This is a genomic window from Asanoa sp. NPDC050611, assembly GCF_040654855.1.
Classification (GTDB): domain Bacteria; phylum Actinomycetota; class Actinomycetes; order Mycobacteriales; family Micromonosporaceae; genus Asanoa.
The window spans coordinates 1-3548 of sequence record NZ_JBFAIU010000526.1; the positions used below are offsets into that span (position 1 = coordinate 1).

Genomic DNA, 3548 nt, shown 5'->3' on the forward strand with positions numbered 1-3548 from the left:
TCATCGCGGCCTGGGGCGGGCCGCTGCACTTCTCGGTGTCGGACGTCTCCCTCTCGGACCTCTCCTTTGCGCCGACCATCTCCTATGTGGACGCGGGCCCGTACAAGGTCAAGACCTACACCCGCGACAACCTGCTCGAGCTCGAGCGCAACCCGAACTGGGACGCCAACACGGACCTCGCGGTCGTCCGCCATCTCGTCACGCTCCGCACCGGCGGCCGGCTCGGCGACGGCGGGCTGTCGGACGTCGCGGCGAGGATCGCGTCGCTCATCGCGGACGACCGCGGCGGCGAAGGGCTGACCGCGACGATCGACTGAGGATCCTCAGCCGCCGACGTGGATCGCGGGGCGGTGGGCCGGGTCCGGTTCGACCTGGCGGATGATCTCGCGCACCACCGGGGCCGTGTCGCCGCGGCCGAGGAGCAGGTAGCGCAGCAGGTGGACGACCGGGCTGCCCTCGGCCCAGGCGAAGTGGCAGTGCGGCCGCACGCCGGTGGCGTCGCGCAGGGCCAGCAGGACCGCGGCGATCGCGTTCGGCACCGCGGGGGCGTCCGCGCGCAGGATCCCGGTGCCGGCCAACCTCGACCCCGCGCACCTTCAGCACGTCGCTGAACTCCGACGGGTCCACCACCTCGATCTCCAGGAACAGCACGCCGGCCGCGCCGGGGACCGGGTTGGTGCCGCGCTGCTCCCGCTCCTTGGCGTCGTACTCGGCGACGTCGCCGGCCTGCACCTGGTTGGCGATGATGGTGATGGCGCCGTCCTCGGCCAGCATGTCGGTGACGAACTCCCGGGCCGCGGCGTCGAACTCGATCCGCTCGGCCCGCAGCTCGATCGTCCGGGTCACCCGCGAGACCAGCGAGATCGCGACGATGCCGAGGATGAACAGCGCCGAGATCATGATGCCGTCGGGCTTCTCGCGGATGTTCTCGCCGAGCGCGTACACCAGCACGAGGGTGAGCACGGTGAACCCGGCAGAGGCGGCCCGCTGCCGGCGCCGCAGGGCGGAGACGGTGACCGCCACCGCGCCGGAGACCATCATGGCCAGGATCCCGGTGGCGTACGCGCCGGCCTGCGCGTTGACGTCGGCCTTGAAGGCGATCGTGATCACGACGCTGACCAGCGTGTAGACCAGCACCACCGGCCGCACGGCGCGGCCCCACTCGGGCGCCATGCCGTAGCCCGGCAGGTAGCGGGGCACGATGTTGATCAGGCCGGCCATGGCGGACGCGCCCGCGAACCAGAGGATCAGGACCGTGCTGATGTCGTAGACGGTGCCGAAGCCCTCGCCGAGCTTCTCGTGCGCCAGATAGGCCAGCGCGCGCCCGTCGGCGGCACCGCCCGGCTGGAACGCGTCGGCGGGGATCAGCACCGTGGTCACGAAGCTCGTCGTGACCAGGTAACCGCTCATGATCAGAGCGGCCGCGGTGAGCAGCTTGCGGGTGTTGCGTACCCGGTTGCGCAGCCGGGTCGCCGGGTCGGTGCCGGCCGCGGCGACCAGCGGCATCATGCTCACGCCGGTCTCGAAACCGGACAGGCCGAGCACCAGCAGCGGGAACGCGATCACCGCGGGCCCGACGACGTCGCCGAAGCCGGTGCCGCCGGCGGTCAGCGCGTCGGTCCAGGACGACAGGGCACCCGCCGTGCCGAACACGTCGACCAGGCCGACCACGACGATCACCGCGTTGAGCGCCAGGAACACCCCGACCAGCGGGATGGCCACACCCACGGCCTCGCTGAAGCCGAGCAGGAAGACGCCGCCGAGCACGAGCAGCAGCACCACGGTGATCAGCACCTCGTGGCCGTGCAGCCCGGACGGCGCGTGCGGGTTCTCCACGTGGTGCACCGACGCGTCGGCCGCCGACAGCGTGATCGTGATGATCCACGACGTGGCGACGAAGCCGAGCAGGGCGAGCACGAACAGCTTGCCCCACCAGAACGGCAGCAGGTTCTCCAGCATCGCGACCGAGCCCTGGCCGTGCGGGCTCTCCTTGGCCACCCGCCGGTACATGGGCAGCATGCCGAGCAGCGTGAGCGCCACGATCAGCAGCGTCGCCAGCGGCGAGAGCGCGCCGGCGGCCAGCGCCGCGATCGCCGGGAGGTAGGCCAGGGTCGAGAAGTAGTCGACGCCGGTCAGGCACATGACCTTCCACCAGGCGTGCGGCCGGCCGTGCTGCTCGTCGCTCTCGGGCCCGACCGGCGGCACGCGGTGGCGCAGCAGCCAGCCGGGCAGGCCGCGGGCCGGCGGTGGTCGGTTGCCGGGGCGGTCGACCGCCGCCGGCACCGCGAGTTCAGGAGTCGTGCTCACGTGCACGGTTCTACCGGTTGAAGATCGCCTGCGGCAGGCCGGGGTCAGTAAGTGGGCAGCGTGATCGCGGTCGCCGCGCGGTGGATCGGCTCGACGACCTTCGCCAGCATCCGCTCCTTGCCCGGCAGCCGGTTGAGCAGCCCGAGCATCCGCATCGACATCCGCACCTGGCCGCGGCTGCGCAGCACCATGCGCTTGATGTTGGCCGGGCCGAGCTTCTGGTTGGCGGCCACGTAGGGGCGCATCAGCTCCTCGTAGCGGCGCGGGCCGTCGTCGAGGCCGGCGGTCGCCAGCTCGCCCGCGAGCACGTAGGCGCCGACCAGCGCGAGGCTCGTGCCCTGACCGGAGGCGGGTGAGGCGCAGTAGGCCGCGTCGCCGACGAGGGTCACCCGGCCGCGGCTCCACGAGTCGAGGCGGGCCTGGCTGATCGTGTCGAAGTAGAAGTCGTCGGCGTCGCCCATCGCCGCGAGCAGGCGTGGAACCTCCCAACCCTCGTGGGCGTACGCCTGCGTCAGGAACCGCTTCTGTGCCTCCGGCCCCTGCGGGCGTGGCTCGTCGCCGGAGAACAGGAACATCGCCTTCGCATCGGTCTGGCCGGCGGTGCTGTAGACCAGCGTGGTGCGCCCCGGGCCGACGTAGGTCAGCTCCTCGCGGTCGAGGCCGAGGTGGTTGGGCACCGAGCAGATCGCGATGTAGTGCCCGAGGTCGTGGACGCCGCCCTCGCCGAACGCCAGCGTGCGGGTCCGCGAGCGCAGCCCGTCGGCGCCGACCACGAGGTCGTAGCGCTCGCGCGCACCGCCCGCGAAGGTCACCGTGCCGTCGGCGTCGAGCGACTCGATCTCGGTGCCGAACCGGAAGCTCACGCGGTCGCCCGTGGCGTCGCGGAGGATCCGGGCCAGGTCGCCGCGGAGCAGCTCGGCGTCGTCGTGCACGCGGCCGCCGAAGGTGTCGGCGTCCATGCTCGCCACCCGACGGCCGGTCGCGTCGACGACCGAGCCGGCGCGGACGCCCGTGCGGCAGGCCCGCGCCTGGTCGAGCAGCCCCATCCGGTCGACCACGGTCAGCGCCGCGCCGCGGATGTCCACCTTGTAGCCGCCGTCGCGCGGTGCCTCGGCGCGCTCGACGACGGTGACGTGCGCGCCGTGCTCGGCCAGCCACCAGGCCAGCGCCGTGCCGGCGATGCCGGCGCCCGAAACCAGGATCTTCGCGTTCGCGATTCGTGTCAATCGTCGATGGTTAGC

Annotated in this window: 2 protein-coding genes and 1 pseudogene; 1 reads left to right on the forward strand and 2 read right to left on the reverse strand. The window is 72.4% G+C overall.

The features are described from left to right. Positions 1 to 317: hypothetical protein (locus AB0H87_RS39580; RefSeq protein WP_360158270.1), on the forward strand; the 317-nt coding region annotated here is incomplete at its 5' end. A 6-nt stretch (positions 318 to 323) separates the two neighbouring features. Here the strand turns inward: AB0H87_RS39580 and AB0H87_RS39585 are convergent. Both AB0H87_RS39585 and AB0H87_RS39590 read right to left on the reverse strand, forming a co-directional pair. Then, positions 324 to 2283: pseudogene (locus AB0H87_RS39585) on the reverse strand (amino acid transporter). A 68-nt stretch (positions 2284 to 2351) separates the two neighbouring features. Then, on the reverse strand, positions 2352 to 3548 hold a 1197-nt coding region (locus tag AB0H87_RS39590; RefSeq protein WP_360158273.1), incomplete at its 5' end, for an FAD-dependent monooxygenase.